We start from the raw sequence: 26246 nt of genomic DNA on the forward strand, positions 1-26246 counted from the left end.
AGGTGTACCACGCGGCCCGGCCGCACCGGCGTGCGACGATGTTGACGTGACGACGATCGCAGACGGCCCGAAAGCGCTTCCGCTGCTGTTCCTGGGCCGCGACACCGACCCGCACTCCGAGCGTGGCGTCGAGTGCCCCGGCGCGCTGCCGCCGGCCTCCGACCCCGACCTGGTCGAGCGCGCGCTGAAGGCCAAGGCCGCGCTCGGCGACCAGGTGTTCGTGCTCGGGCACCACTACCAGCGCGACGAGGTGATCCAGTTCGCGGACGTCACCGGGGACAGCTTCAAGCTCGCCCGGGACGCGGCGAACCGGCCGGACGCGCCGTACATCGTGTTCTGCGGTGTGCACTTCATGGCCGAGTCCGCCGACATCCTCACCAACGAGAACCAGACGGTGATCCTGCCCGACCTCGCGGCCGGTTGCTCGATGGCCGACATGGCCCGGATCCAGCAGGTCGAGGCCGCCTGGGACGCACTCGCCGACGCCGGCGTCGCGGACGTCACCGTGCCGGTCACCTACATGAACTCCAGCGCCGACATCAAGGCGTTCTGCGGCCGCAACGGCGGAGCGGTCTGTACGTCGAGCAACGCCGACGTCGCGCTCGACTGGGCCTTCCAGCAGGGCGAGAAGGTGCTCTTCCTCCCCGACCAGCACCTCGGCCGCAACACCGCGGTGCTGAAGATGGGGATCTCGCTGGACGAGTGCGTCGTGTACGACCCGCACAAGCCGGGCGGCGGGCTGACCCGCGAACAGCTGGCGGCCGCGAAGATGATCCTGTGGCGCGGGCACTGCTCGGTGCACGGGCGGTTCACGGCCGAGTCCGTCGACGACGTCCGCGCGCGGGTGCCCGGCGTGAAGGTGCTGGTGCACCCGGAGTGCCGGCACGAGGTCGTCACCAAGGCCGACCTGGTCGGGTCGACGGAGTACATCATCAAGGTCCTGGACGAGGCCGAACCCGGTACGTCGTGGGCCGTCGGCACCGAGCTGAACCTGGTGTCACGGCTGGCCAAGCAGCACGCGGACAAGAACATCGTGTTCCTGGACAAGACCGTCTGCTACTGCGCGACGATGAACCGGATCGACCTGCCGCACTTCGTCTGGACCCTGGAGAACCTGGTCGCCGGGCACGTGGTGAACCCGATCAAGGTCGACGCCGACACCGAGAAGTACGCGAAGGTCGCGCTCGACCGGATGCTGGCGCTGCCGGGCAAGACCGCGCGGGACTGAAGTTCGGCCGCTGGGCGTCGGTAGAGTTCGGGGCGTGAGCGACTCTGCTTATCACCTGGTGTCGTACGGCGTGGACCGCGCCGGGGCTGTTGAGGCCGTCGAGCGGTTGCTGCGGTTGAACGCGACGCCGGAGCGGGTGCTGGTCGAGCTCGAGTGCGAGACGACCAGCCACGCGCTCGACTGGTGGTTGTCGGCGGCAACCGTCGGGTGGACGACGATGGAGTTCCTGCTGCCGGCGGCGCTTGCTGTCGAGGTCGAGTGGTTGTTGGTCGCCGATGGGCGGCCGCGGAGCGGGGTGGTCGGGCCGGAGGGTGTGCATCTCTGGGTCGAGCCGACTGATACGGCGGCGTTGGACAAGCTGGCGGACGAGGCGCCGGTGCCGGTGCGGGTGTACGTCGGGGATCTGCCGGCGGCGGAGTTCAGCTGGGATCTGATTCCGCCGGAGCCGGCGCGGACGTTGGTGCACTGGGATGACTGTCGCTGGCCCGCGGGGGCAGCCGACTCGGGCGAGAGCAAGCACGCGGGGGTCGCTGTTGCGTTCAACGCCTCGACGCTGTGGGAACTCGATCCTGGGTCGACCGGGTACCGCGTGTACGTCGAGACGCGGTCGGGTGATGTGGACCTGGCACGCCGACTGGCAGCTGCCGTGGACCTGAGCGTGGTCGGGGAGCCGGAGTACCTCTAGTCTGCGATGCGGCCGACACAGTTGCCTGTGGCTGAGGCCCCACCGGCCGGGAAGTTCAACGGGTGGGCCCAGGGGTTGGGGACTCTGGCGGGTCGGCGGGTCGGCGGGTCGGCGGGTCGGCGATCGGCGGATCGGCGGATCGGCGGATCAGCGGATCAGCGGATCAGCGGATCAGCGGATCAGCGGCCGGCTGGCCGCTGCCGCGGACCTCGGCGTGCGGGCGGAGCCGGAGTACCTCTAACTCGGCACCCGGGCGTTCGCGTACCAAGTACTCAGCAGCGCCGGGAGTCGGTCTGGGCCCCAGCGGTCGACCGGGGTGATTCGGCCTATCAGCGACGCCAGGCCCTTGGCGAGCTCGCCGACGACGTCGCCGTGCCAGTCGACCGTCACACCTTCAGCCGGCCCGACGATGACCGACGGGCCGCCGCGGTCGACGCAGACCACCGGGCAGCCGCTGGCCAGTGCCTCGGTGACTGCCCAGCCCGCGGCTTCACGCAGCGCGGGGGCGAGCAGGGCGTCGGCGCGGAGCAGGGCGGCGAGGACGTCCTCGCGGGGTAGTTGGCCGGTGAACTCGACGCGGTCGCGGACGCCGAGGTCCTCGGCGAGGCGCTCGGCGCGGCGCCAGTCGGGGCCGTCGCCGATCACGCGGAGCTCCCAGTTCGCGGCTTCCGGGCGGGCCAGGGCGCTGATCGCGATCAGCAGGCCCTTCCACGGGATCAGGCGGCCGACGAACAGCGCGGTCTTCACGCCGGGGCCGCCGAACGGCTCGTACGGGCCGGCAGCGCTAGCGAAGCGGCGGATCGCGACGTTCGGCTGGACGGCGATCTCGCGCGCGTACGGGGCGAAGACCTCGGCGACATCCTTGTTCTGGGCAACCACCAGGTCGGCCTTCTGCGCGAGCCGGCGGCCGACCAGCCGGCGGGCGACGCCGGTGTACGCACGGCGTACCAGCTCCCCCACGAGACCGCTCGACCCCAGCCAGTGCGCCATCGACAGCGGAACGGCGGTCGAGCCGCCGACCGGGCCCCAGATCACCTTCGCCGACGAGCGCCGGACGACGCCCGCGGGCATCCAGTCGACGGCGAAGGTCAGGTGGTGGATCACGTCGAAGGTCAGCTCGCGGTGCAGCCGCTCCGCGACCCGGCCGGCCTTGCGCTGCCACAGCGGGTAGTACCAGTAGACGTCGGCGTGCCGGCGGCGCAGCTTGAGCAGGAACTTCGACAGCTCCAGCGGTACGACGGTCAGCCCCGGCACAGGCCGGACCGCGAGCTCTTCGGTGATCTCGTGCGCGAACTTGCCGCGGGTCAGCAGCCAGACGTCGTGGTCGCGCGCGGCCGCCTTCGCCCAGGCCCAGCCGGCGCCCGGCTCGGAGCCGCCTTTCGGCCGGCAGGCGTACGCGCTGACCAGGATCTTCCGGCGGCTCCCGTTCACAGTGTCCCCTCCAGCAACCGCCGCAGGTCCGTGCTCGACGTGGACGCCGTGTAGGGGAAGTAGTGCACGCCGGCCCCGACCTCGCCGAGCAGCTTCTCCAGCCGGGTTCCCTTCTCGGTGCCCTTCCAGTCGTCGCCCTTGAACAGCACGTCGTACCGGAGCTGCTTCCACATCTCGAACTTGTCGCTCGACCAGTCGCTGACCACCTCGTCGACGATGCCGATCGCCCGCACGACCTCCATCCGCTCGTCGTGCGGTACGACGGGCGGCCGGCCCTTGATCCGGGCGACGACGTCGTCCTCGACGACGCCGGCGATCAGGTAGTCGCAGTGCTCGCTGGCCCGCCGCAGGATGTTCAGGTGCCCGATGTGGAACATGTCGTAGACACCCGGCGCGTACCCGACGACACCCATCAGCCCCGGACCCCCGTCGCCGACGGCGCCAGCGCCGCCATCTCCTGGTACCACTTGGCGATCGCGGCGAGCAGGAACAGCAGGTTGGCCAGCAGCATCAACCCGTACAGGGCGGTGAAGAGCGTGGGCCAGCCGAAGGTCAGGAAGACCAGGCAGAGGATGCCGTAGTCGGTCGGCGCGATCACCAGCGACTTCAGCACCGAGTCGCCGCGAGCGTTGGCGGTCGAGGCGCCGTGCCGGCGGCGCAGCTGGTCGATCAGGATCAGCCCGAAGAACATCACCGCGGACACGCACAGGTAGGCCAGCGGGACCAGCAGTACCAGTTCGTTGCTGAAGGCATCGAATCGGTAGAGCGAGACCAGTACGGCGGAGTGCAGCAGCGCGATCTTCACGCAGTCGATCATGTGGTCCAGCCACTCGCCGAGCGGCGATCCCCCACCGCGCAGCCGGGCCAGCTGACCGTCGGCCGAGTCGAGCGCGTAGCCCAGCACCAGCAGGGCGGTGACCAGCAGCGCGAGCGGCAGGCTCGGCGTAACAGTCGCGATCAGCACGATGCCGACCAGCGAGCAGAAGCCGCTGGTCAGGCTGACCTGGTTCGGCGTCCGGCCGAGCACGAAAGCGCCCGCCGCGAGGTACCGCCCGAGCTTGCGGTTCACGAACCGGGAGTAGACCGGAGTCCCGGCCGACGGCTTCTGGGCCTGGGCCAGCCGCGCGACGGCGTCGCCGTACCGGCTCATGCGACGGAGCTGCGTGACTGCCGCTGGTCGATCGCGGCGCGCAGGATCTGGCTGCTGGACTCACGACGGCTCGGCAGCTCGCTGATCAGCTCGGCAGAAACCCCGTCGAGCTCGTCGGCGGCCAGCACTCCGTCGGTGCCGTCGGCAGCGAAGACGGTCCCCGGTACGCCGGCCAGCCAGCCGGCGTCGGTCACCACGACGACCTCGTCGACGCAGCGCAGCTGCTCCAGGATCTGCGCCCGCTCGACCAGCGGGACGAACGGCCGGGCCTCCCAGGCCTCCAGCGCCCACTCGTCGGTCAGCACGCCGACCACGAGCCGGTCGCAGCCCTGCCGGGCCTGCTCGAGCACGTCGAGATGCCCGACGTGGAACAGGTCGAAGACCCCGGTCAGATACCCGACGCGTTGCATGCGCTCCCCCACTGGGTCCCCGCGGACCCGTCCCCTGCGGTCTGAACTTCTGGCGAACGCCCCGGCAACCGGTCCCCACCAGCGGTCGACGAGACCCCCCTCGCCTCCGCGCACTTTACACCGCGTGATCGCGGGTGACCTAGGAAATCCGGCGCGTGCCGATCGCTGCCCGGGCAGGGATTCCGCAGGCCGGGGCCCCGGTCATCGGCCGGCCGCGTGCCGCGCGATCGCATCGGCGTAGATCCTCTCCGTGGCTGCCAGGTCGCGCTCCGGACTGAAGCGCTCCACATAGACCCGGCGGGCTCGCTCGCCGCAGGTTATCGAAGTGTGCGGATCAGTGACCAACCGCAGGGCCTTCCGCAGCGCGTCCGGACTCCCGGGGTCGGCCAGCGCACCGGTCTCACCGTCCTCGACCAGCTCCGCGAGCGCCCCGCTCCGCGAGGCCACCACCGGTACGCCGTGCGCGAAGGCCTCCACGACGACCAGCCCGAACGTCTCGTACGAGCGGGCCGGTACGACGACCGCGCGCGCCGTCCGGACGATCTCCATGCTCTCGGCCCACGGCAGCTCGCCCAGCACCCGCACGGACGGGTCGGCGGCGGCCCGGGCCTCGGCCGCGGCGCGCAGCGGGCCGTCGCCGACCACGACGAGCTGACCGAGCGACGCGTCCCAGGCCTCGAGGAGGTCGGCGAACCCCTTCTCCTCGGTGAGCCGGCCGAGGAACACCACGGCCTCGCCCGCGCCCTCGCGGACCTGCCCGGAGAACGGGACCGCGTGCGGTTTCACCACGATCTGCTCGGCGGCGAAGCCGGCGGCGACGTACCGGGTCTTGAGGAACTCCGAGGGCGCGATCAGCGTGGTCACGTACTTCTGCCAGGTGTGCAGCTTCTGGTGCACGGTGATCCCGGCGACCAGCGGGAGGCTCTGCACCGTGGACTCGCGGTAGCAGCCGTGGACCGCGCCGCGCCACGGGATCTTGCCGACGCACGACTCGCACGGGCGGCCGTCGCGCTGCAGCACGCCGTTCGCGCACATCAGCCGGAAGTTGTGCAGTGTCGCGACCACCGGGAGGCCGAGCTGGTGCGCGGCCCGGAGCACCGACGGGCTCCAGAGCGGGAACGTGTTGTGCACATGCACGATGTCCGGACGGGATTCCCGCAATCGGAATGTTAAATCGCGCGCGGACGAGAATGACCATACGGAGCGGAGCGGTAACAGCGCGCGATCTTTTCCGGGCATTTGCGCGATGGTGTCGCTGTGCTGCGCGTAGACGTCGACGTCATGTCCTGACCGCCGTAAAAAATCAGTCGTTTGATCGACGACGGTGTTCTCGCCACTGGGTTGACCCGAACGATAACGGTTGTGCAACATGGCGACCCGCATGGCACCACCTTAGAGGTTTCCGGTGGTGACAACTGGTTCGTGAGGCCGCATCTGGGGACGTATCACCGCGCGCCCTAACCCGGAGGATGCTTTGAGAAGGACGCCGTCCAAGCGACTGCTGGCTGTTGCAGTGATCGCCACCGCCCTGGCAGCAGCAACCATCGCCTACCCCGTGGTCTCTCACCAGAAGAACGCCGCCACCGCCGGGAAGTTACGCGCTGGCGAGCAGGAGGCCGGTAACGGCGCCGGGATCCTCCCGTCGGCGCGGCCGACGACCAAGGCGACGAAGCCCGCGGCGACGCAGCCGCCGGGGACGGTGACCAGCAAGCCGGCGACCGTCGTACCGCCGAAGAAGCCGACGACGCCTTCGGACCCGACCGGGAAGCCGGGCACGCCGGAGCCGACGGTGACCAGCAAGCCGGTCGTCGTCCCGGGCAAGGACAGCGCGGGACCGGCGTACGCCGGGTCCTGCAGCGGCGTCGCGATCAAGCCGGGCCAGAACGCGCAGGCGGTCGTCAACTCCAAGCCGGCCGGTACGACGTTCTGCTTCACCGCGGGGCTGCACCGGATCGGCCAGACGATCCGGCCCAAGGCGAACCAGACCATCGCCAGCGACGAGCGCGCGGTGCTCACCGGCTCCGTGCCGCTGACCAGCTGGGCCCGCTCGGGTGCCGCCTGGGTGACCCGCGGCGCGCTGCCGGCGGCGTACGGCAAGGCCGGGCAGTGCGAGGACAACTCCGCGAACATCTGCAGCCTGCGTGAGCAGCTCTACCTCGACGGCGCGCACCTGACCCGCGTCGCCTCGCTCGGCGCGGTGAAGGCCGGCACGTTCTACGCCGACTACGCCGCCAACGCGGTCTACGTCGGCAGCAACCCGGCCGGCAAGGCCGTCGAGATGGCCAAGACCTCGACCGCGATCGAGTCCAACCAGACCGGCGTCACCGTGCGCGGGCTGACCATCGAGCACTTCGCCAGCGCGGCCCAGGCGGGCGCGCTGGTCTCCGGTCCCGGCTGGACCGTGAAGGCCAACGAGGTGCGCTGGAACAAGTCCGTCGGGCTGATGCTGGTCAAGGCCAACGGCGCCCGGATCGAGCGCAACCTGGTGCACCACAACGGCCAGCTCGGCGTCGGTCAGTACAACTCGCTGCAGGCCAACGTCACCTCGAACGTGATCAGCCAGAACAACACCGACGGCTTCTGGATCGCCGACTGGGAGTCCGGCGGGATGAAGTCGACCCGCTCGTCCGGCACGGTCAGCGGCAACCTGATCCAGGCCAACAAGGGTGTCGGGCTGTGGGCCGACGTCGCCGACGACGGCCGGGTGATCAGCGGGAACAAGATCGCCTCCAACGCCGCCGACGGGATCCGGTTCGAGATCAGCCGCAACGGCACGATCGAGAACAACACCATCACCGGCAACGGCTTCGGCACCGGGCGCGGCTCCGGTACCTCGCTGTGGGACGGCGGCGGGATCAACGTGAACACCTCGTCGAACGTGACGGTCCGCAACAACGTGGTCAGCGGCAACGTGAACGGGATCGCGATCCAGTCCCGGACCCGCGGCGACGGCCCGTGGGGCAAGTACCTGCTGCGCAACGTCAAGGTCACCGGGAACACCGTGCAGATGACCGGCGGCACGCAGGCCACCGGCATGGTGCAGAACTCCGGCGCCGAGGTACCGGCCGGGCAGCTGGTGTTCAGCGGGAACCGGTACCAGCTGGACCGCCTGGCGGCGCAGCGGTTCGCCCGGTTCGGCACCAAGCTGACCGCCGAGGGCTGGCCGGCGGCCGGGCACGACACCGCGGGGACCTTCGCCACCAGCTGACCGGTTACCCAGCGCAAGGATTTTCACACCTTGCAATCATTTGCTGCGGACAACGGGATGTGCGCCCGGGGCAACAGCTCATTTGCGGTGAGCAACAAACTTTTCGTGGTGGAACGGCTACGAGAAGTAGTAGTCTTCAGGCGAAGGCGGCACCACGGGGGGTGCTGAGCCCCGAAAGGTTTTCGCGTGAAGAAGACTTTGAGCATCATCAGTGTCAGCGCGGTCGTTCTGACCGCGAGCGTCTCCGGACCGGCGTCCGGGGTGGTCCTGGACGAAGGGCCGGCCGGGCCCGGCAGCCGGCGGCCCACGACCGAGCGGCCGGAAGTCCAGCGGCCGCAGATCCAGCAGCCGGAGATCCACCGGCCCGAGATCAGGCGCCCGGAGATCACGCTTCCGTCCATCACCCTGCCGACGATCACCGTGCACGACCGGCGGCCGTACCAGCCGCCAAGTCAGAGCGGCGAGTTCCTGACCGGGCCGTCCCAGGCGCCCGCCTGCGACGGCGTACTGGTGAAGCCCGGCGACAACGCAGCCGACATCGTCGACAAGGCGCCGGCCGGCAGCACCGTCTGCTTCGCGGCCGGGCTGCACCGGATCGACCGGATGCTCCGCCCGAAGGCGAAGCAGACCCTCGGCAGCGACGCGGGCGCCGTCCTGACCGGCTCCGTCCCGCTGACCGGCTGGACCGCCAACGGCGGCGACTGGACGGTCAAGGGCGTGCTGCCGGCGGCGTACGCCCGGATCGGGCAGTGCGAGGACAACGTCGCCAACATCTGCCACCTGCGCGAGCAGCTCTTCCTCAACGGCAAGCACCTGAAGCGGGTCGCCACCCGCGACAAGGTCGTCCCGGGCACCTTCTACGGCGACTACGCCGGGAACGCGGTCTGGATCGGCGACAACCCGGCCGGGAAGTCGGTCGAGATGTCCCGGACCGCGACCGCGATCGGCGGCGGCCAGGCCAATGTGACCGTGCGCGGCCTGACCGTCGAGCACTTCGCCTCCGCCCCGCAGGCCGGCGCGGTCGTGCTCGGCCCGGGCTGGAACGTGTTCGCCAACGACATCCGCTGGAACCACGCAGTCGGCGCGATGCTGGTCAACGCCGACGGCGCCCGGCTGGAGAAGAACCTGATCCGCTCCAACGGGCAGCTCGGCGTCGGGCAGTACAGCACCACCAACGGCACCATCGCGGCCAACGAGATCCGCCAGAACAACACCGACGGCTTCTGGATCGCCGACTGGGAGTCCGGCGGGATCAAGACCACCTGGTCCAAGGGCGGCGCGGTCAGCGGCAACCTGATCAAGGCCAACAAGGGCGTCGGGCTGTGGAGCGACGCGTACGACGACGGCCGCACCTTCGCCAGCAACGAGATCGTCGACAACGCCGCCGACGGGATCCGGTACGAGATCGGCCGCAACGGCGTCATCGAGAAGAACACCATCACCGGCAACGGGCTCGGCACCGGCCGCGGCTCCGGCCGGTCCCTGTGGGACGGCGGCGGGATCAACGTGAACACCTCGTCGAACGTCCAGGTCCGCGACAACGTGGTGGCCGGCAACGTGAACGGGATCTCGATCCAGTCCCGGACCCGCGGCAACGGGCCCTGGGGCAAGAACGTGCTCCGCGACATCGTCGTCACCGGCAACCAGGTCACGATGAAGGGCGGGACGACGGCGACCGGCATGGTGCAGAACGCCGGCGCCGCCGTACCGGCCGGCGAGGTGACGCTGAAGGGCAACAAGTACCTGCTGGACAGCCTGTCGGCCGACCGGTTCCAGAAGTTCGGTCAGTGGTTCACGGCCAAGGAGTGGCAGCAGGCCGGTATTGATGCCGGGAGCAACTTCTTGCTCGGGAAACGGGTCATTCGCTGAGCTGGGTGACGTGCGTCGTCAGCAGGCGGCGCAGGGCCGGGTCGTCCTGAAGCTCCTTCGGGAAGACCGAGTCGACTCCGAGCAGGGCATCGACCAGTGCTGCCGGAGAGGAAGCGTTCGCGGTGGCGGCCTTCAGGCGATCGGCCTGGGGGTCGTCCACCGTTTCGGAGCGGGCGACGTACACCATCCAGGCTGCCACCGCGCGAGCCGCCGAGTCCGGTTCGGCGCCGGCGCGGAGGCGGTCCTGGATGGTGCCGAGCAGGCGGACCGGGAGCTTGACCGAGCCGTCCATCGCGACCTGCGTGGTCTTGTGCTTCAGCGCGGGATTGGCGAAGCGCTCGAGCACCGACTCGCCGTACGCCGGGAGGTCGAGCCCGTCCGGCGGGGTGAGCGTGGGGATGACGTCGGTGCTGATCAGCGCGCGGGCCGCGGCGGCGAGCTCCTCGTCGCGGACCGCCTCGGCGATCGTGTCGTAACCGCGCAGCGCGCCGAGGTAGGCGAGCATCGAGTGGGTCGCGTTGAGCATCCGCAGCTTCGCCTGCTCCCAAGGGGCGACGTCGGCGGTCAGGACGGCGCCGGCGGTCTCCCACGCCGGGCGGGCGCCGGCGAAGTGGTCCTCGATGACCCACTGGAGGAAGGGCTCGGCGACGACGACGGCCTCGTCCTGTACGCCGAGCAGGCGCGCGGCCTCGGCGCGGTCGGCGTCGGTGGTCGCGGGGACGATCCGGTCGACCATGCTCGCGGGGAACCGGGCGGCGTCGAACTGGTCGCCCTTCAGGCCGGCGGCGTCGGCGTACTCGTGGACGAGGCGCTGGAGAAAGGGGCCGTTGGCAACGAGGTTGTCGCAGGAGAGGATCGTGAGCGGGTCGCCTCCGCGTCTCGCCAGACCTGCCGCCAGCTGGCCGACGACCGTGCGCGGCGGACGGCCGGTGAGGTCGGCCTGGATCTCGGGGTCGGTGAGGTCGAGGGCGCCGGTGGAGGTGGCGCGGTAGCCCTTCTCGGTGACGGTGAGGGTGACGACCGCGGTCTTGTCGTCAGCGATGCGGGTGACGACGGCGTCTGGGTCTTCGGGGGCGGTGAGGACCTCGCGGATGCTGGCGATGACCTCGATCGAGGTTTCGCCGGTGCCGCGGGTGAGGACGGAGTACAGGCCGTCCTGGGGGGCCAGCTGGTCGCGAACGGTTGTGGAGCGCTGGCTGATGCCGGAGATGCCCCAGCGGGTCTCGCCGGAGAGCTGGGCGGCGCGCTCGGTGAAGACGGCTTGATGGGCGCGGTGGAAGGCGCCGAGGCCGAGGTGGACGATCCCGACGGTGAGCTCGGCGGGGTCGACCGCGGGCTTGGTGGGGAGGTTCGTGAGGCTGAGACGAGCCGCGGGGGTCGAGGGGTTCGTGGGGTGCGTCATGCGGAGACCTCCGTGGTGGCGGCGTGGGCTCGGGTTTGGGTGAGGCTGGGGACGTGGCCGGTGCCGCCGAGGCCGCTGACCGAGAGGGACGCGGCGGCGACGCCGAGGCGGACGGCAGTGAGGAGGTCGTCGCCGAGCGCGAGGCGGGCGGTGACCGTCCCGGCGAAGGAGTCGCCGGCGCCGGTCTGGTCGACGACGGTCGGGGCGGGGACGACGGGGATCTCGGTCAGGCGGCCGGCGTCGTCGAGCAGGATGCCGTCCTCGCCGCGGGTCAGCGCCACGGCTTCGATGCCGAGGCTGCGGAGCGTCGTACAGGCTGTTGCCGGGTCGTCGGTGTCGGCGACGAGTTGAGCTTCGGTGGGCCAGCCGGGGGTGATCAGACGTGTGTACGGCGCGACGGCGCGCAGGTGATCGGCCGCGCCGGCGGCGGAGACGAGGCGGGGGCGCCAGTTCGGGTCGTAGACGAAGCACTTGCTGTGCTGGGCGGCGACGCGGACAGCTTTCGCGGAGAGCGGCGAGATCGCGCAGGCGATCCCGCTCGCGAGGACTGCGCCGACCTCCGCGACTAGATCGAGCGGGACGTCGCCGGGGCCGAGGCCGGAGCCGGCGCTGCCCCGGCGTACGTAGGTGAACTCGCGGGCGCCTGAGGGGTCGGCGTGCTGGAGGTAGATGCCGTGCTGGCCTTCGACGCGGCGTACGAGGGAGGTGTCGATGCCGAGGGCAACCACCCTGTCGAGCAGGCGGTCTCCCAGCTCGTCGTTCGGTACGCGAGCTAGGAGAGCCGTTCGAGCGCCCGCCGCCGCGGAAGCCGCTGCTGCGTTCAGGGCGTCGCCGGAGAAGTTCAGCGTCAGCTGCGTGCCTGCATCGAGTGGGTCGGTCGAGCTGAGCTCGACCAGGATCTCCCCGAGGACCAACACATCAGGCATCACCATCAGAAGTACCTCCAGGGCGGGGAGCACGGGCTGAGGTCGGCGGACATGCGGCCGAGAAGCAAGCGGGGGCTGAGGCCGCACCGGCCGGAAGGCGGTGGGGGTGGGTGCCTGCTTTCACCTTCAGCCGGGTGGTTGGGCGGGTGCCGCCGTCCACGCTCGGCCGGGTGGGCCGGTGGGGTGGGGGCCACGCCCCACCTGTGCACCGAGTCACTCCTGCGCAGGCGCGCACTGCGCCTCCTCCCGCGCGGGCCGAGGTCGGTACGCATGCGGCCGAGAAGCAAGCGGGGGCTGACGCCGCACCGGCCGGAAGGCGGTGGGGGTGGGTGCCTTCTTCTACCCCCAGCCAGGAGGCTCGGTGGGTGCCCTTGTTCGCGCTCATCTCAGTGGTTCGGTGGTGGAGGCTCGGACCAGGAGGTCGCCGGGGAGGATCGTGGGGGCCGGGGTGGTTGCCGGGTTCTCCAGGAGGGTGAGGAGGAGGTCCACTGCCAGGCGGCCAGCCTGTTGTTTGGGGAGGCGGATGGTGGTGAGCGCGGGGTGGGACATCGCGGACATGGCGATGTCGTCGATGCCCACCACGCTGATCGCCTTCGGGACAGGGATCGAGCGGGCGTGCAGGCGGGCTAGCAGACCGATGGCGACCAGGTCGTTGTAGGCGATGACCGCTGTGGCGCCAGTGGCGACGACCTGGTCGGCGGCGGCCATGCCGCCGTCGTAGTGCGGGGGGAAGTGGCCTACGTCGATCAGGTCGACGCCGTGGGCGGCGCTGGCTTGGGTGAGGCCCTGGCCCCGCTGGTCGCTGGACCACGAGGCGGCGGGGCCGCCTACCCAGGCGATGCGTTGGTGGCCCAGAGCCGCCAGGTGGGCTACTGCTTGGCGCATGCCGTCCTCGTGGTCGAAGACGACGGCGGGGAGGTCGTCGACGAGGCGGTTGACCAGTACGACGGTGGTGTCGGCCGCGATCGCTTTCAGGTACGCCGCGTCCGCGCGGGGAGAGCAGAGGATGAGACCGTCGACTTGCTGGGCGAGCGCCCGGACTAGGTCCATCTCGGCGGCGACGTCTTCATCGGTGTCGGCGACGAAGACCGCGACGTCGGCGGCGCGGGCGCGGGCCTGGACGCCCTTCACCACGCTGGGGAAGAACGGGTTCGCGAGGTCGGGGAGGACCAGACCGATGTTGCCGGTACGGCCGGTGATCAGGCCGCGCGCCGCCCGGTTCGGTTCGTAGCCGAGGGTGTCCGCGGCCGTGCGTACGCGGGCACGGGTCGCCGGGTTGACCAGGTCGGGCAGTGACAGCGCACGGGAGACGGTCGAGGTCGACACCCCAGCCAGCCGCGCGACGTCGCGAAGGGTCGCCGCCACCGTCCACCTCCCGAAATCGCATCGCGTCCTGCGTGGGGTCGCCCACGCCATCCTGCGAGGTCGCCCATTGCCGTCCTGCGCGGGTCACGCCCACGCCATCCTGCGCAGGTCGCCACGCCGTCCTGCGAGGTCGCCCCTTGCCGTCGAGGTCGCCCATTGCCGTCCCGCGCGGGTCGCCCACGCCACCCGGCAGTCCGGCCCGCAACCATCAGGCCCCGCCGAGTCTGCAAGCGATTGCAACACCCTGTCAACAGCACCGGCTCTTGTGCTTACCTGAGGCTACTGCAATCCTTTGCAGCACTCTTGCAGTTCCACCGATGGAGGACGACATGCCGAAGGCCCTGCAGCCCCATCCGGACCGCGCGTTGCCGGCCGGTGAGGCCCGCGAGCTCGCCCGCCGGATCCACGCCTCCACCAAGGACCTGCCGCTGCTCTGCCTGCACGGGCACGTCGACGCGACCCTGTTCGCCGCCGACGAGCCGTTCGGCGACCCGGCCGAGCTGCTCGTCGTACCGGACCACTACGTGACCCGGATGCTGATCTCCCAGGGCGTCTCCCCCGACCGCCTCGGCCTCCCCCGCCGCGACGGGACGGTGACGGCCGAGCCGCGCGAGATCTGGCGCGAGTTCTGCGCGCACTGGCACCTCTTCGCCGGTACGCCGAGCCGCTACTGGCTGGAGCACGAGTTCGCCGAGGTGCTCGGCCTGACCGTGCAGCCGTCGGCCGAGACCGCCGACCAGCTGTACGACGAGATCGCCGCGAAGCTCGCGCAGCCCGAGTTCCGCCCGCGGGCTTTGCTCGACACGTTCAACATCGAGCTGCTCTCGACCACCGACGCGGCGACCGACGACCTCGCGCCACACGCGAAGATCGCCGCCGATCTGCCCGGACGGATCGTCCCGACACTGCGCCCGGACGCCGTTGTGCACGTCGACCGGCCGGGCTGGGCCGAGCTGATCACACTGCTCGGCGAGCGCGCGGGGACCGACACCACGTCGTACGCCGGGTATCTCGAGGCGCTGCGGCAGCGGCGGCAGACGTTCATCGCGGCCGGCGCCCGCGCGACCGACCACGGGCACTTCAGCGCGGCCGCCACTCCCCTGACCGACGCCGAGGCCGAGCGGATCTACGCCGACGCGTTACACGGCCGGACGACGCCGCAGGACGCCGCGGCGTTCGCGGGCAACATGCTGTTCCAGATGGCCGCGATGTCCGCCGAGGACGGGCTGGTCATGCAGCTGCACCCCGGCGTCCTGCGCGACCACCACCCCGGCATCCACGCGACGTACGGGCCGGACCAGGGACACGACATCCCGGTGGCGACCGAGTTCACCCGATCGCTGCGGCCGGTGCTGGAGCGGTTCGGGCACGTCGGGGGCTTCCGGATGGTGCTGTTCACCGTCGACGAGACGGCGTACTCGCGAGAGCTGGCACCGCTGGCCGGCGTGTACCCGAGCGTGCGACTGGGCGCGCCGTGGTGGTTCCTGGACAGCCCCGACGGGATGCGGCGGTTCCGCGAGCTGGTGACGGAGACTGCGGGCTTCTACAACACATCAGGCTTCGTGGACGACACCCGCGCGTTCCTGTCGATCCCTGCTCGGCACGACCTGGCCCGGCGGATCGACGCGGGATATCTGGCCAGCCTGGTCGTGCAGCACCGACTGGACGAGGAAGAGGCGTTCCAGGTGGCGCAGGACCTGGCCTACAACTTGGCGCGGACGACGTACTTGAGCTGAACGCCCGGCCGACTCGAGCCGGCGCGGCCGCTCGCCCTGGGCTTGCTCGGTGGGTGAGGCATGTCGATCGGTAGGCAGTCCGGAGGGCGTACCGAGCGACAGGAGGTCCTCGCGGTCTCCGCCCGTCGCCGCACCTGAGCGAACCGGCCGCGGCGGCTCCCGCGCTGATACCTCCTGTCCCTCGGTACGCGGCCCCGCCCTGCCGCTCGGCCAAAGACCCGCACCTCCCACCGAATCTTCGGCGCAACCCCGTCGGGCCGCTCGGCTCAAGCCCACAACTTGAGCACCGCCCAGCCAGCAGACGCGCGCGCACGGGGTGAGAGACCCGACCTTGAGCACCGCCCAGCCAGCAGAACCGGCCACGGGTGACTGGCGGGTGCTCAAAGTCGAGTGCGGAGAGGCGACCGGGCGGGTGCGAGAACCCCGACCTTGAGCACCGCCCAGCCAACAGAAACAGCCGCGCGTGACTGGCGGGTGCTCAAAGTCGGGTGCGGGGGCGAGGAGCGAGGCGGGCGTTGGGTTGACGGCGCGGCGCGGGGATTGGGTCGGCGGTGCGTGGCGGGTGTTGGGTTCGCGGTACGGGGGTTGGCGGTGCGGCGCGGGGACTTGGTCGGCGGTGCGACGCGGGGGTTGGGTTGACGGCGCGGTGGGGCGGGGATGCGACTGGGCGGCGGCGACGCGTTCTAGGTGGCGCAGGACCTGGCGCGGACGACGTACTTGAGCTGACGGCCCGGGGATCGCTCGGCGGCTGAACCACCTCGGTCGTGGTTGGGCTGGAGGTGTACCGAGCGACAGGAAGTCTCTGCGATCTTCGCACCTGATCGCGCTGAGCGAGCCTGCCGCAACCGGTCCCCTGCCGACACCTCCTGTCGCTCGGATCGAGCGACCGACTTTGAGCACCGCCCAGTCGGCGGAATCGGCCGCGGGTGACTGGTGGGTGCTCAAAGTCGGGTGCGGAGAGGCGACTGGGGCGGGGCCGGGGGGCGGGTTGGCGACGCAGGATTGGGTTGGGTTGGGTCGGCGGGGTGGGGCGGGGTGCGCAGGGTCGCGTGCGGCAGGGTGGCGCGGAACCGCGAGGGGTGCGGCGGGGCGGGGTGCGCAGGGTGGCGTGCGGCAGGGTGGCGCGGGACCGCGCGGGGTGCTGCGGGGCGGACTCGGCGGCGTCGGGCGGGACCGTGGGGCGGGCGCGCGGCGGGGTGGCGTGGGCGCGGCGACGAGGTGGCGTGGGACCGGGAAGGCGGGGTGGGACCTTGAGGCAGGTGCACGGCCGGGTGGCGTGGGCGCGGCGACGAGGTGGCGTGGGACCGCGAAGGCGGCGGGGCGGGGCTGTGAGGGCGGCACGGCGGGGGTGGGACCGTGGGGGCGGGGCTGTGAGGGCGGGGCACGGCGGGTGGGACCGTGAGAGCGGTGCGTGGCTGGCACTACAGTTGGGCGACTTGCTGCTGGGGTGTTGGGGGATGGATGAGACGCGCTGTCGGGATCGCTCTGGGGCTGGTGTTGCTGGTCGGGTGTAGCGACAGCGAGCCGGAGGCTGTTGCCCCGGCAGGGCTGCCTGCTGCGGCGGCTGTTGAGCTGGGAGCAACCGGACCTCGTACGGCGGGCGCGTGCGACGGTGTGGAGATCGCGCCGGGGCAGGACCCGCAGCAGGTGATCGACGCCAACCCGGCTGGTACGACGTACTGCTTCAGCAAGGGGCTGCATCGGATTGCGCGGGCTATCAGGCCTACTGCCGGTTCGACGCTGGCCAGTGACGAGGGGGCGGTGCTGAGTGGCGCGGTTACGTTGAACACGTGGCAGCGGGACGGGCGGGAGTGGGTGGTGCGTGGAGCGCTGCCGGCGGCGTACAAGCTGAAGGGGAAGTGCGAGGACGAGCGGACCAACCCGTGTCAGCGGGGTGAGCAGGTGTTCGTCGACGGAGTGCAGCTGACGCGGGTGATGAGCAGGGCCGCGTTGAAGCCGGGGAGCTTCTACGGGGACTACACGGCCAACGCTGTGTACGTCGCCGAGGATCCGGGCGGGCACGATGTCGAGATGTCGCGGACCGAGACGGCGATCGAGAAGTCGGCGCCGAAGGTGACCGTGCGGGGGCTGACCGTCGAGCACTTCGCGAGCCGGCCGCAGGGCGGGGCCGTGCAGGTCGGCACGGACTGGACGGTCGAGGCGAACGAGGTTCGCCGTAACCACGCCGTCGGGATCATGGTGATCGAAGGCGACCGGGCCGTCGTACGGCGGAACACGGTCGCTGACAACGGGCAGCTCGGGATCGGGCAGTTCCGGTCGGCCGAGGGGCGGATCGTGGAGAACCTGATCACCCGGAACAACACCGACGGGTTCTGGATCGCCGACTGGGAGTCGGGTGGGATCAAGGCCACCCGCTCGTCGGGCGAGGTGAGTGGGAACGACATCGTCGCCAACCGCGGGATCGGGATGTGGAGCGACATCGCGGAGTACGACCGGCGGATCACCGCGAACCGGATCCGGGACAACGCGGCCGACGGGATCCGGTACGAGATCAGCTTCAACGGCGTGATCGAGGGCAACGTCGTCGAGAAGAACGGCTTCGGGACCGGGCGCGGGTCGGGGCCGAGCCTGTGGGACGGCGGCGGGATCAACGTGAACACGTCGTCGGACGTGCAGGTGCTGGGGAACCTGGTGCGGGCGAACCGGAACGGGATCTCGATCCAGTCGCGGACGCGCGGTGAGGGACCGCGAGGTACCTACGTGCTGCGCGACGTACTCGTCGAGGGCAACCAGGTCGTGATGGACGGCAAGACCGCCAGCACCGGCGTGGTCGAGAACAAGGACTCCCCCGCGCCGGACTCCGTTGTCTTTCGCCGCAACACCTACCGCATCGGCGGTGGCGCTGAACGCTTCGCATACAAGGGCGCCCCGATGACCTGGCAGGAGTGGCAGGCCGCCGGCTTCGACAAGGACAGCCGCAGCAGCTAGGGCGCAGCAGGCGGGGAACTACCAGGGATGCCCTGGAGGCGCCGGGTCACATAGCTCTCGACGGCGGCTCGCAACCACCGCGGCAGGTCCGGGTCGACCGCCGCGACCATCGCGCGCTGGTCGGCGTTCTCCTCGATCAGCCGACCGAGCTCACGGTACGCCGTGGCGTCGGCGGGCCAGAACGCGCGGATCGCGCGGTAGTGCTCGTCGGCGAGGTCAAGGGCGCGGTCGGTGTCCGGCGCCACCTCGTCGTGCATCAGCGCCGCCATCCGCCGCAGCAGATCGGTGTGCTCGGCGGCCGCCTGGTCGTGGTCGTCCTTGGTCCACTCGGCCGTCACCGCGGCAGCGGTCTCGAAGTGGGCGTCGACCTCGCGGCCGTAGCGTCCGCGCAGATCCTCCTGCAGCCGGTGCCGTCCCTGGGCCAGGTCGGCGAGGAACTCGTCGCTCTGGTCGAGCTCGTCGGCCGAGAGCCGGGTCACCGTACGGTCGATCACGCCGAGGATCTCGTCCAGCTCGGCCCGGTCGGCGGCGACCCGGTCGCGATGGGCCCGCAGTTCGGCCGCCGTACGGGCCTCGTCGGCCAGGGTCGCGCTGATCGCCGGCAGCGGCATCCGGAGGCGGCGTAGCAGCAGGATCCGTTGCAGGCGGACGAGTTCGGGGCGGCCGTACCAGCGGTAGCCGTTCGCCGCGATCCGCGCCGGGGTGAGCAGGCCGATGTCGTCGTAGTGCCGCAGCGTCCGCGCGGACAGCCCCGACATCGCGGCGACCTGGCTGACGGAGTACTCCACAGCGGTCACTGTAATGACTGGACCTTCTCGCTACGGCAACCCCTAGCGTCGAACGCATGACGAACCTGACCTTCGCCGGCGTCCGGCTCTTCGACGGGCACAAGCTTGCCGACGGCACCCATCTGCGGGTGGCCGGCGGCCGGATCGCGGCCGTCGGTGGCGCGGAGATCGTGCAGCCGGACGACGTCCTGGTGGATGGCGCGGGTGGCACGTTGCTGCCCGGTCTGATCGATGCTCATGTGCACCTGCTGCCTGGCAGCGCCCAGCTGTCCGCGACATTCGGTGTGACGACGATTATCGATCAGTTCAGTAAGCCGGAGGTCTTCCGGCCCGAGCTGGCCGCCGGTGCGGGAGGCGGGGGCGGCCGCCCGGTTGCCGCAACAGTCCGTACGGCGGGCATCGGCGCCACCGCCCCCGGCGGCCACCCGACCATCGCCTACTCCCCCTTCCCCACCGTCACCGGCCCCGCCGACGCACCCGCCTTCGTCGCAGCCCGCATCGACGAGGGCTCGACCCACCTGAAGCTCATCCACGACGACAGCGCCGTCCACAACCTCCCGTCCCTCGACACCGCGACCATCGAGGCCCTGGTCCACGAAGCCCACCGCCACGGCCTCCTCGTCGTCGCCCACGTCTCCACAGCTCGCGGCGCAGTCCTCGTCGCGCAGTGCGGGGTCGACGTTCTCGCCCACCTCCCGTTCGACCGGATGACCGACCAGGAAGTCGCCGCGGTCGCCCGGACCGGCGTCGCGGTGATCTCCACCTTGGGCATCATCGACGGCTTCCCACGCGACGGCGTGATGCCGCTGCTGACCCAGCCAGAACTGGCGGCCCGCCTGTCGTTCCGCTGGCAGCGCGTTCTCAACAACCAGGCCAACCGCTGGATGCCGCCCGAACCACCGGACGGCGCGGCCGCGCGCTACAACGCGATGGCGCTGCACGAGTCCGGCGTACGGCTGCTCGCCGGTACCGACGCTCCCAACCCCGGCCTAGTCCACGGCGCCAGCCTGCACCGCGAGCTCCAGCACCTCGTCGCCGCGGGGCTTCGGCCGACCGAAGCTCTCGCGGCGGCGACCACGACCCCCGCGGAGGTCTTCGGACTGGACGACCGCGGCCGGCTCGCGGTCGGAGCCCGAGCGGACCTGGTCCTGGTCGACGGCGACCCGACCGTCACGATCGAAGCCAGCCAGGCCCTCCGCGGCACCTGGATCAACGGCAGCCCGGTCGACCCCGCGGCGTACGCGGGCAGCGAGACCGAGAGCGCCGGTCTCCGCTGGCTGCGCGGCACAACCGACAAGATCATCGCCGCGATCCGCGACCAGTGGCCGGGCTTCCCGTCGCCCGAGGAGGTCACCCGCGACGACGGCGAGCTGCTCGGGTACGCCGTACCGCTGGCCGGCGGCTGGCAGGCGACGACGGTGTTCGGCGCAGCACTCGGGCCGATCACCACGTACGACGACGCCACCGAGTTCCTGCGCACCGAAGGGCTCGCCAGCCTGGCCGAGCTCTGGTGGGTCCGCACGATCGATCACCCCGACTGGCGCGAGGCGCGGCTGACCGAGGTCCAGCCCGACCGCCTCCGGCTGCACTGGGCCGACCCGATGCTCGAGCAGCCGCCGACCGGCACCTGGTACGACGTACTGGACCTGGAGGTGAAGCGCTGATCAGCGTTTGGACGGCTGGTTGGGCAACAGCAGCGGGAGCGGGTCGTCGGGTCTTCGCTGGAGGGCGGTTCTCGATCTCTGGCGGAGACGGTCGGAGTCGCAGACCGCGGCGGCCACCAGGAGGTGGAGCGTCATGGAGCTGAGGTCGGACAGGCCGCTCTCGTTCAGCGACGCGACGGAGACGTAGCCGAGGAGTAGGGCTCCGCAGGCCTTCACGTACGGCGTCGGCGCGCGGAGGACCGAGACCCAGGCGACGATCATGGCGATGCCGACGATCACCACCGCGAGCAGGCCGGTCTCCCAGTAGAGGCCGAGCCAGCTGTTGTCGATGGCCATCACGTCGATGTCGCCTTCGCCGCGGCGGAGCAGGACGCGTTTGTTGCCGAGGCCGTGGCCGATGATCGCGGTCTGCAGGGAGACCTGCTCGTCGAGAACGTACTGCCAGCTGGTGGTGCGGCCGCTGAGGGAGCTGATCTGCTGCGTGCCCTGGCCGCGCAGGAGCCAAGTGTGCAACGTGGGGATCAGCAGGAACGCGATGCCTATCAGGCCCGGGACGGCGAGGGCGGCGATGCGGCCGAACCAGGTCTTGCGGGTCAGCAGCAAGGCCAGGAAGAGGCCGAAGGCGATTGCTGCCGCGGCTGTGCGCGTCCGGCTCAGCGCGACCAGGACCATGCCGAGGCCGATCATCGCGCCGGCCGGGATGACGGCGATCTTGCGGGCCAGCAGGGCGATGATCGCCAGGCCCAGCAACAAGGCGCCGACCTCACCGACCCGCGGCGGGAGCATCGGGATGATGACGCCCTGGAGGCGGAAGCCGGTGCCGAACGAGCTCAGGGGACGCCAGGCTTGGGCAGGAGCGTAGGCGACGCTGAGGACGATCGTCCCGGCGAGCAGCAGATGCGCCCACAGATGCGCGCGGATCAGCCGCTCGGGCGTCTGGATCAGCGGGCGCCACAGCATCAAGAACAGCACCAGCCCGATCAGCAGCCGCGCCAGCCGGAGCAGCGGGCCGAGCGGGTCGGCGAGCAGGAAGACCGTCGCCGTCGCGAACAGCACGTACACGACGTACAGCTGGGTAGTCGGGGCGACCCGCGTCCGGAAGCCCGGCTTGGTCGCCGCGAGCACGATCAGGAAGATCGCGCCGAGCAGCACGCCCTTCATCAGACTGTTGGTCGACCCGGTGGTCCCCTGCGGCGCGGCCGCGCGGGACGACCACGGCTGCACGCCCAGCACCAGCAGGCACCACAGGATCAGCCACAGCACCGCCGGCTTCTGGCTGGGCTGCGGCGTGGTCCCCGGTACGACGGGCGCGGTCAGCACCATGCGAAGCCAGTCATCGAGAGGACGCTCAGCGGATCGGCAGTGCGGACGTACTGCGATCGGCGGGCTTGTAGTTCAGCGGGATCCCGAGCGTCTCGTCGTGCGGCGACGCCCCGACCAGTACGACGCCCAGCACCGGCGCCCCCGCGAACGCGAGCGCCGACGTCAGCCGGCTCACGTCGGTGTCCTTGTCGTGCCCGACCTGTACGACGAGCACCGACGCGTCCACCGACGCCGCGAGCGGGGTGATCCCGTGCCGCCCGACCGACGCCGGCCCGTGGATGACGACCGAGTACCCCGGCGGGAGATCGGCGACGATGCCCGGCACCAGCGACGGCCCGACGGCCAGCGCGGTCTCGTCCTTGCTCAGCCCCGGCGGCAGCACGTACAGGTCCGCGACCGTGCCCGGCCGGAACAGCTTGCGCGCCCGGACCGCCCGGGTGGGAGCGGGCTCGCTGACCAGGTCGGTCAGGCCCTCGTGGTCGGTGACGTGCGACAGCACCGGCGCGCCGGTCAGGTCGGCCATCACCAGCAGCGTCTCGCGCCCGTCCCGCGCGCCGGCCTCGGCCATCGCCAGCGCGATACCGGCCGAGTTCGGGGTCGGGGACGCCGAGACGACGAGCAGAGCCGCGGCGCCGCTCGTCCCGGCACCGTGCGGGTTGATCTCGCGCCGCGCCAGCGCGCCGCTGGCCTCGGCGCCGAGCGCCGTCAGCTCGGACGGCGGCAGCTGCGGAGCCGCGCGGGACCAGAAGCGGCGCCGGCCGACCGACGCCGTGATGACCGGCGCGCTGGCCGCGTTCGCCGCCTGGTCGCGGGTCAGGACGAACGGACTCAGGTGCGTGCTGAGCAGCGCCAGGCCGAAGCCGAGCACGAGGCCGAGGATCGCGCCGACGGTGATGTCGCGCAGCACCTTCGGCGACGAGGTCGCGGTGTCCTTGGTCGCCGGGGTGACCAGCTCGCTGCCGGAGCCGACGCCGGACAGCGCCTTGCGCATCGCGGACGCCTCGTCGGCGGCCTGCCGGGCCTCGGTGGCCAGCCCGACGCGCTGGTCGCGCAGCGCGGCCGCGGTCTGCGAGTCGTTCCGGGACAGCGCCTCGTTGATCTGGCTGACCAGGCTGCGGGACTGCGCGGTGGCCGTCCGGGACCGGTCGGAGGCCTGTCCGGCCAGCGTGGTCAGCAGGGCCTTCGCCTCGGTGCTGCGCTGGGCCAGGTAGATCCGGGCGATCGCGTTGGCCCGGCGTACGGCCTCGTCGGCGGTCGGGCCGTCGGTGGTGATCAGGTACGCGTTGTCGGTGACCGCCTTGACCCGGGTCACGGTGGCCAGCGACTGGACCGCTTCCTCGTCGGTCGGCAGGTCCAGCGACTTGGCGACCTCACGCAGCAGCGCCGGGCTGGAGATCACCCGGGCCTGTGTCTCGGCCGGCAGGTCCATGCCGAGCGGGCCGGTCTTGTCGGCGCCGCTGGGCAGCTTGCCGACCAGGGCCGGCGGGACGGCCGGGCCGACCACGATCTGGCTGGAGGCCGTCCAGCGCTCGGTCTGGGACAGCGAGAAGAAGGACGCACCGACGATGCCGAGCACGATGCACCCGACGATCAGCCACTTGTGCCGTAGCAGTGCCTGGGCGGTGTCGCGCCAGACCACTGTTCCCGGTTCCATCGGTGCCCCACTTTCTCGTTACGCGGTGCACACGATACCGGGAGTTCACCCCCGATCGCCCCGGATGCCCTACTCTCGTCCCCGGGGGTCCGCAGGACCAGCAGCACACATCGCGCCGTCGCCGTACGGCGAACATGTCCGAGGGGGGACATCGCAGCATGAAGAAGAGACGCCTTTTCGCGCGCCTGGGAGTGGCCGGCGTACTGCTGGGGGCAGTACTGGCACCGACTCCGGCGCAGAGCATCAGCGCCTCGCTGTCGGCCGAGCACAGCCCGGTCTGGCAGACCAACGCCAGCGTCCAGGGCCTGGCCGTCGCGGCCGGCAAGGCCTACGCCGGCGGCCGGTTCACCAGCGTCCGCCCACCGGGCTCGCCGCTGGGCGCGAACGAGGTCGGCCAGGCGTACCTGGCCGCGTTCGACGCCACCACCGGTGACCTGGTGACCGCCTTCAACCCGGTCCTGAACGGCCAGGTGTACGCCGTCGCGGCGTCGGCCGACGGCTCCCGGATCTACGTCGGCGGCGACTTCACCCAGGTCAACGGCGTCACCCGGAACCGGATCGCCGCCTTCGACACCGCCACCGGCGCGCTGGTGACGAACTGGAAGCCCTCGGTCTCGTACCGGGTCAAGACCATCTCGGTCTCCGGCAACACCGTGTACTTCGGCGGCTCGTTCGGCCTGGTCAACAACGTCGAGCGGCTCCGGCTCGCGGCGGTCAGCGCCGACCTCGGCACCCTGTTGCCGTGGGCACCGGCGGTCAACGGCGACGTGTACGCCGTGGACGTCGCCGACGACGCCTCCAAGGTGTACGCCGGCGGCCAGTTCAGCACCGTCAACGGCACCACCCAGAACACGGTCTCCAGCCTCGACCCGGCGACCGGCGCCGTGCTGCCGTTCCCGGCGGCCTCCGCGGTCCCGCCGCCGAACGGCCAGTGCACCACCCGGGTGAAGGCGATCGACGCCAGCGGCGACAAGGTCTACTTCGGCAACGGCGGTGACGGCGGCGGCTGCTTCGACGGCACCTGGGCCGCGGAGGTCGCGACCGGCGCGCTGATCTGGAAGAACCAGTGCCTGGGCGCCACCGAGGCGGTCAAGGTCGTCAACGGCTGGCTCTACAAGGGCTCGCACGCGCACGACTGCGCCAACCAGGGCGCGGGCGGCTTCCCGCAGGGCTTCGGCTACCGGTTCCTGCTCACCGAGTCGCTCAGCGACGGCAAGCTCGGCCCGTGGTTCCCGAACACCAACGCCGGTCCGCCCACCGAGGTCGGTCCGCTGGCGTTCGCGACCGGCGGCTCCGACCTGTGGGCCGGCGGCGACTTCACCACCAGCAACGGCGTCGCCCAGCAGGGCCTGACCCGGTTCACCAACGCGGGCCCGGGCTCGGCACCGGCGAAGCCGGCCAAGCTCACGCCGTACAGCGTCAAGCCGGGGCAGGTGGAGATCCACTTCCCGACCGTGGTCGACAACGACGACAGCACGCTCACCTACCGGCTGCTGAAGGGCTTCGGCAACGTCACCATCGCGACTTGGACCGCCACCTCGACGCCGTGGGACAAGCCGTGGCTGCACTACACCGACACCGCGGTCACGCCGGGCGAGGTGACCAACTACCGGGTCGAGGTGACCGACGGTACGACGACGCTGCGCGGCAACTACTCGGACCCGATCACGGTCGCGAGCACCGCCTCCACGGCGTACGACCAACTGCTGGCCGCCGACGGCCCGCAGGCGTACTGGCGGCTCGGTGAGCCCTCCGGTACGACGACGTCGGTCGACTCCTCCGGCCAGAGCAACAACGGCACCTTCACCGGGATCACGCTCGGCACCGCCGGGGCGATCAGCGGCAACACCGCGGCGACCACGAACTCCAGCGGCCGGATGGTCGGCGAGAAGGCGTTCAGCATGCCGCACCAGTTCAGCGTCGAGGCGTGGGTCAAGCAAAGCTTCACCCGCGGCGGCCGGATCGTCGGCTTCGGCAACTCCAAGACCGGCAACAGCGCCGACGGCGGAGACCGGATGCTCTACATGCGCAGCAACGGCGCGATCACCTTCGGCGTCAACGACGGCAGCCGGCGGACGCTGACCAGCAGCTCGAACAAGAACAACAGCCAGTGGCACCACGTCGTCGGCACGTACGACAACGGCGACATGCGCCTGTACGTCGACGGCGTGTTGGCGGGCAGCCAGAGCGTCGGACCGGCCGCGCTGTACTACGGTTGGTGGCGGGTCGGGTACGACAACACGGGCAACTGGTCCGGCGGTGGCGCGACCCAGACCGGCATGGCGATCGACGAGGCGGCGGTGTACCCGTACGCGCTCGGCGCCGCGCAGGTTCAGGCGCACTTCGACGCACGCTGAGCGGACGGTCAGCCTGCTATAGCACAACGTGATAACGCTGCTGGGGAGCCGCCTTCCGGGTGACTTCCCAGCAGCGCTAGATTTCGCGTGCTGATAGCAGA

Annotated in this window: 19 protein-coding genes; 8 read left to right on the plus strand and 11 right to left on the minus strand. The window is 71.0% G+C overall.

Annotation, left to right across the window (positions count from 1 at the left end; translation table 11 throughout):
- Positions 1 to 46 precede the first annotated feature (46 nt).
- The gene (gene nadA / locus AB0M01_RS19320; RefSeq protein WP_363671195.1) at positions 47 to 1228 is read left to right on the plus strand and encodes a quinolinate synthase NadA; all 1182 of its coding nucleotides are present in this window, start codon (positions 47 to 49) and stop codon (positions 1226 to 1228) included.
- Between the two features lie 34 nt (positions 1229 to 1262).
- Positions 1263 to 1913 carry a hypothetical protein gene (locus tag AB0M01_RS19325; RefSeq protein ID WP_363671197.1) on the plus strand — a complete coding sequence of 217 codons (651 nt, stop codon included), beginning with the start codon at positions 1263 to 1265 and terminating at the stop codon, positions 1911 to 1913.
- A gap of 237 nt (positions 1914 to 2150) precedes the next feature.
- On the opposite strand, the gene AB0M01_RS19330 is transcribed toward AB0M01_RS19325, so the two are convergent.
- The 5 genes from AB0M01_RS19330 to AB0M01_RS19350 form a co-directional block, all read right to left on the minus strand.
- Entirely contained in the window at positions 2151 to 3344 is a 1194-nt protein-coding gene (locus AB0M01_RS19330; protein WP_363671199.1) for a glycosyltransferase, read from the minus strand.
- Positions 3341 to 3757, minus strand: a complete 417-nt coding sequence (locus AB0M01_RS19335) for an adenylyltransferase/cytidyltransferase family protein (RefSeq protein ID WP_363671201.1) — start codon at positions 3755 to 3757, stop codon at positions 3341 to 3343. The genes AB0M01_RS19330 and AB0M01_RS19335 overlap by 4 nt, the downstream gene beginning before the upstream one ends.
- Positions 3757 to 4494, minus strand: coding sequence for a CDP-alcohol phosphatidyltransferase family protein (locus tag AB0M01_RS19340; protein WP_363671203.1), 738 nt, complete (start codon positions 4492 to 4494; stop codon positions 3757 to 3759). Before AB0M01_RS19340 ends, AB0M01_RS19335 begins: the two co-directional genes overlap by 1 nt.
- Complete coding sequence (locus AB0M01_RS19345) at positions 4491 to 4904, minus strand: adenylyltransferase/cytidyltransferase family protein (RefSeq protein WP_363671205.1); 414 nt, start codon at positions 4902 to 4904, stop codon at positions 4491 to 4493. Before AB0M01_RS19345 ends, AB0M01_RS19340 begins: the two co-directional genes overlap by 4 nt.
- 201 nt (positions 4905 to 5105) lie before the next feature.
- Positions 5106 to 6287 carry a glycosyltransferase family 4 protein gene (locus AB0M01_RS19350; RefSeq protein ID WP_363671207.1) on the minus strand — a complete coding sequence of 394 codons (1182 nt, stop codon included), beginning with the start codon at positions 6285 to 6287 and terminating at the stop codon, positions 5106 to 5108.
- Positions 6288 to 6417: 130 nt separating this feature from the next.
- Here AB0M01_RS19350 and AB0M01_RS19355 point away from each other — a divergent pair, with 130 nt between their 5' ends.
- Positions 6418 to 8112 carry a right-handed parallel beta-helix repeat-containing protein gene (locus AB0M01_RS19355; protein WP_363671209.1) on the plus strand — a complete coding sequence of 565 codons (1695 nt, stop codon included), beginning with the start codon at positions 6418 to 6420 and terminating at the stop codon, positions 8110 to 8112.
- A 186-nt stretch (positions 8113 to 8298) separates the two neighbouring features.
- A complete protein-coding gene (locus AB0M01_RS19360; protein ID WP_363671211.1) occupies positions 8299 to 9981 on the plus strand; it encodes a right-handed parallel beta-helix repeat-containing protein in 1683 nt (560 codons plus the stop codon).
- Here the strand turns inward: AB0M01_RS19360 and AB0M01_RS19365 are convergent.
- The 3 genes from AB0M01_RS19365 to AB0M01_RS19375 all read right to left on the minus strand — a co-directional run bounded on the left by AB0M01_RS19365 (position 9971) and on the right by AB0M01_RS19375 (position 13674).
- Positions 9971 to 11383, minus strand: coding sequence for a mannitol dehydrogenase family protein (locus tag AB0M01_RS19365; protein WP_363671213.1), 1413 nt, complete (start codon positions 11381 to 11383; stop codon positions 9971 to 9973). The two genes, AB0M01_RS19360 and AB0M01_RS19365, sit on opposite strands and share 11 nt — an antisense overlap.
- The gene (locus AB0M01_RS19370; RefSeq protein ID WP_363671215.1) at positions 11380 to 12309 is read right to left on the minus strand and encodes a sugar kinase; all 930 of its coding nucleotides are present in this window, start codon (positions 12307 to 12309) and stop codon (positions 11380 to 11382) included. Before AB0M01_RS19370 ends, AB0M01_RS19365 begins: the two co-directional genes overlap by 4 nt.
- 381 nt (positions 12310 to 12690) lie before the next feature.
- Complete coding sequence (locus tag AB0M01_RS19375) at positions 12691 to 13674, minus strand: LacI family DNA-binding transcriptional regulator (RefSeq protein ID WP_363671217.1); 984 nt, start codon at positions 13672 to 13674, stop codon at positions 12691 to 12693.
- Positions 13675 to 13991: 317 nt separating this feature from the next.
- On the opposite strand from AB0M01_RS19375, the gene uxaC reads away from it, so the two are divergent.
- Complete coding sequence (uxaC, locus tag AB0M01_RS19380; protein ID WP_363671219.1) at positions 13992 to 15410, plus strand: glucuronate isomerase; 1419 nt, start codon at positions 13992 to 13994, stop codon at positions 15408 to 15410.
- Positions 15411 to 16871: 1461 nt separating this feature from the next.
- A complete protein-coding gene (locus tag AB0M01_RS19385) occupies positions 16872 to 18359 on the plus strand; it encodes a right-handed parallel beta-helix repeat-containing protein (RefSeq protein ID WP_363671221.1) in 1488 nt (495 codons plus the stop codon).
- Here the strand turns inward: AB0M01_RS19385 and AB0M01_RS19390 are convergent.
- Complete coding sequence (locus tag AB0M01_RS19390) at positions 18356 to 19147, minus strand: TipAS antibiotic-recognition domain-containing protein (RefSeq protein ID WP_363671223.1); 792 nt, start codon at positions 19145 to 19147, stop codon at positions 18356 to 18358. The genes AB0M01_RS19385 and AB0M01_RS19390 overlap by 4 nt on opposite strands.
- 56 nt (positions 19148 to 19203) lie before the next feature.
- Here AB0M01_RS19390 and AB0M01_RS19395 point away from each other — a divergent pair, with 56 nt between their 5' ends.
- On the plus strand, positions 19204 to 20811 hold the full coding sequence (locus tag AB0M01_RS19395; protein WP_363671225.1) for an amidohydrolase family protein: 1608 nt from the start codon (positions 19204 to 19206) through the stop codon (positions 20809 to 20811).
- Here AB0M01_RS19395 and AB0M01_RS19400 read toward each other — a convergent pair whose 3' ends face one another.
- Positions 20812 to 22134: a hypothetical protein gene (locus AB0M01_RS19400; RefSeq protein WP_363671227.1), complete on the minus strand. Its 1323-nt coding sequence runs from the start codon at positions 22132 to 22134 to the stop codon at positions 20812 to 20814.
- A gap of 25 nt (positions 22135 to 22159) precedes the next feature.
- Positions 22160 to 23788: a Wzz/FepE/Etk N-terminal domain-containing protein gene (locus AB0M01_RS19405; RefSeq protein WP_363671229.1), complete on the minus strand. Its 1629-nt coding sequence runs from the start codon at positions 23786 to 23788 to the stop codon at positions 22160 to 22162.
- Between the two features lie 158 nt (positions 23789 to 23946).
- On the opposite strand from AB0M01_RS19405, the gene AB0M01_RS19410 reads away from it, so the two are divergent.
- Complete coding sequence (locus AB0M01_RS19410; protein WP_363671232.1) at positions 23947 to 26145, plus strand: LamG-like jellyroll fold domain-containing protein; 2199 nt, start codon at positions 23947 to 23949, stop codon at positions 26143 to 26145.
- Positions 26146 to 26246: the final 101 nt, after the last annotated feature.

Source organism: Kribbella sp. NPDC051770 (assembly GCF_040681455.1).
Classification (GTDB): Bacteria; Actinomycetota; Actinomycetes; order Propionibacteriales; family Kribbellaceae; genus Kribbella.

Coding starts and splice junctions, on each gene's coding strand:
- uxaC (WP_363671219.1), top strand. CDS start 13,992: ATGGAGGACGACATGCCGAAGGCCCTGCAGCCCCATCCGGACCGCGCG.
- AB0M01_RS19405 (WP_363671229.1), bottom strand. CDS start 23,788: ATGGAACCGGGAACAGTGGTCTGGCGCGACACCGCCCAGGCACTGCTA.
- AB0M01_RS19370 (WP_363671215.1), bottom strand. CDS start 12,309: ATGCCTGATGTGTTGGTCCTCGGGGAGATCCTGGTCGAGCTCAGCTCG.
- AB0M01_RS19340 (WP_363671203.1), bottom strand. CDS start 4,494: ATGAGCCGGTACGGCGACGCCGTCGCGCGGCTGGCCCAGGCCCAGAAG.
- AB0M01_RS19335 (WP_363671201.1), bottom strand. CDS start 3,757: ATGGGTGTCGTCGGGTACGCGCCGGGTGTCTACGACATGTTCCACATC.
- AB0M01_RS19365 (WP_363671213.1), bottom strand. CDS start 11,383: ATGACGCACCCCACGAACCCCTCGACCCCCGCGGCTCGTCTCAGCCTC.
- AB0M01_RS19385 (WP_363671221.1), top strand. CDS start 16,872: ATGAGACGCGCTGTCGGGATCGCTCTGGGGCTGGTGTTGCTGGTCGGG.
- AB0M01_RS19395 (WP_363671225.1), top strand. CDS start 19,204: ATGACGAACCTGACCTTCGCCGGCGTCCGGCTCTTCGACGGGCACAAG.
- AB0M01_RS19350 (WP_363671207.1), bottom strand. CDS start 6,287: ATGCGGGTCGCCATGTTGCACAACCGTTATCGTTCGGGTCAACCCAGT.
- AB0M01_RS19400 (WP_363671227.1), bottom strand. CDS start 22,134: ATGGTGCTGACCGCGCCCGTCGTACCGGGGACCACGCCGCAGCCCAGC.
- AB0M01_RS19410 (WP_363671232.1), top strand. CDS start 23,947: ATGAAGAAGAGACGCCTTTTCGCGCGCCTGGGAGTGGCCGGCGTACTG.
- AB0M01_RS19345 (WP_363671205.1), bottom strand. CDS start 4,904: ATGCAACGCGTCGGGTATCTGACCGGGGTCTTCGACCTGTTCCACGTC.